A 2299-nucleotide genomic window follows, 5' to 3' on the forward strand; every position below is an offset into this window, starting at 1 on the left:
ACGCCGAGCATCGCCAGCGGCGTCACGACCAGCGTGACCCAGGGAATCGCGATCGCGTTGGCCAGCAGGCCGACGGCCGAGACCTGCTGGAACAGCAGCAGCGTGAGCGGCGTCAGCGCCAGCGTCACGACCCATTGCTCGCGCAGCAGGCGCAGCAGGCGCCCGGCGAGGCCTGCCGGCGCGTCGGCGGGCGCCGCGCCGTCGGAGGCGAACAGCACGCCGACGGCGACGAAGCTCAGCCAGAAGCCCGCCTGCATCAGGGCCCAGGGGTCGGCCGCGACCACGACGGCGCAGGCGAAGAGCCAGACGAAGGGCCAGGGCCAGCGCCGGCCCGTGAAGCGAAGCAGCCCGATGGCGGTGAGCATCAGCACGGTGCGCTGCGAAGGCACGCCCCAGCCGCTGAACACCGCATAGAGCGCGGCCAGGAGCACGCCCCCGACCAGCGCGGCATGCTGCGCCGGCCAGCGCAGCATCAGGCGGCCGCTGCGGCGCCACAAGGCGCCGACGAGCGCGGTGGCGAGCCAGGCGAACATCGTGATGTGGAGGCCGGAGATCGACATCAGGTGGGCGACACCGGTGGCGCGGAAGACGTCCCAGTCGGTGCGCTCGATCGCGTTCTGGTCGCCCGTGACCAGCGCCGCGACCACGCCGGCCCGGCGCGGGTCGTCGATACGCTCGAAAGCGGCATCGCGCACCGATTCGCGCAAGCGCTCGACCGGATGGCGCCAGGTCGAGCCCAGGCGCTCCGGCGCGGGATCGCGGGCCCCGGTGCGGACCTGGCCGGTCGCGTGCTCGCCCTGCTCCCACAGGCGAAGCTCATGGTCGAAACCATGCGGGTTGAGGCTGCCATGCGGCGCCCGCAGCCGCACCGCGAAGCGCCAGCGCTCGCCCGCGTGCAGCGGCGCCGGCTTGACGGCCTCCTCGGCCGGACGCGCCCAAGGGCCCGTGGACGTGTCGTACCAGCCCAGCGAGACGCGCGATGGCACCTGCGGCGGCGGGCCGTCGCCGGCGTCCGCCGCCTGGACCCAGCGCGCCGACTCGAGCTCGAACGCGAACCGGGTCGCGCCGGCGCCAAGCTGGGGCATGCTCGCGACCCGGCCCTCCACCAGCAGATCGCGTCCCTCGATGGCGGGCGACAGGGCGCCGGCCGAGTAGGCCGCGGCGCGCCAGCCCGCCGAGCCGCCACCGGCCATCGCGCCCAGCAGCAGCGCCGCCGGCAGCCACAGCGCCGATGGCCAGCGCAGCGCACCGAGCCCCAGCCAGCCGCACGCGGCCAGCGTGAGCAGGCCCGCATAGAACGCCCAGTGCCACAGCGCCGCCTGCTGCAGCTGCAGCGCAGCGCCGAGCACCGAGCCCGCCATCGCGGCGAAGACCGCCAGGGCGCGCGTCCGCCGCCCGGCCGTCACGAGACGACTCCCGATTCCATCTGCAACTCACTCCCTTGTGCGCTTCTTTGGCGCGCAAATTGCTTTCTGTGTCGGCTAGTATGCGACTCATCCCGAGGCATCCTCGACGCACCGAGAAACAATGTCCATCCACGCCGCCCTACACCACGTCACCCACTACAAGTACGACCGTCCGGTGCAACTCGGCCCCCAGGTGGTCCGCCTGCGTCCGGCGCCGCATTGCCGCAGCAACGTGATCTCGTACTCGCTGCGGGTCGAGCCCGAAGAGCACTTCGTCAACTGGCAGCAGGACCCGTTCGCGAACTACCAGGCGCGACTGGTGTTCCCCGAGAAGACGCGCGAATTCAAGGTCACGGTCGACCTCGTGGTCGAGATGGCGGTCTACAACCCCTTCGATTTCTTCCTCGAGCCCCAGGCCGAGAACTTCCCTTTCGAGTACACCGAGGCGCAGGCGCAGGAGCTGGCGCCCTACCTGGTGGCCGACGCGGCCACGCCGCTGGTGCAGGCCTACCTCGAGAAGGTCGACCGCAAGGCACAGCGCACCATCGACTTCCTGGTCGGCATCAACCAGCAGGTGCAGCAGGACGTCAACTACCTGATCCGCATGGAACCCGGCGTGCAGACGCCCGAGGAGACGCTGACCAACGGCTCGGGCTCCTGCCGCGACTCCGGCTGGCTGCTGGTGCAGCTGCTGCGCCACTGCGGCCTGGCGGCGCGCTTCGTGTCGGGCTACCTGATCCAGCTCACGCCCGACGTCAAGGCGCTCGACGGCCCGAGCGGCACCACGGTCGACTTCACCGACCTGCATGCCTGGTGCGAGGTCTACCTGCCGGGGGCGGGCTGGATCGGACTCGACGCCACCTCGGGCCTGCTGGCCGGCGAAGGCCACATCC

The 2299-nt window shown here is 71.7% G+C and carries 2 protein-coding genes; one reads left to right on the forward strand and one right to left on the reverse strand.

Annotation, left to right across the window (positions count from 1 at the left end):
- The coding region (locus tag AC1D2K_RS33620; protein ID WP_478094633.1) for a ComEC/Rec2 family competence protein at positions 1-1361 on the reverse strand (1361 nt) is incomplete at its 3' end.
- A gap of 166 nt (positions 1362-1527) precedes the next feature.
- On the opposite strand from AC1D2K_RS33620, the gene AC1D2K_RS33625 reads away from it, so the two are divergent.
- Positions 1528-2299: transglutaminase family protein (locus AC1D2K_RS33625; protein WP_478094631.1), on the forward strand; the 772-nt coding region annotated here is incomplete at its 3' end.

It is taken from the genome of Variovorax sp. P1_H12_2 (assembly GCF_056405335.1).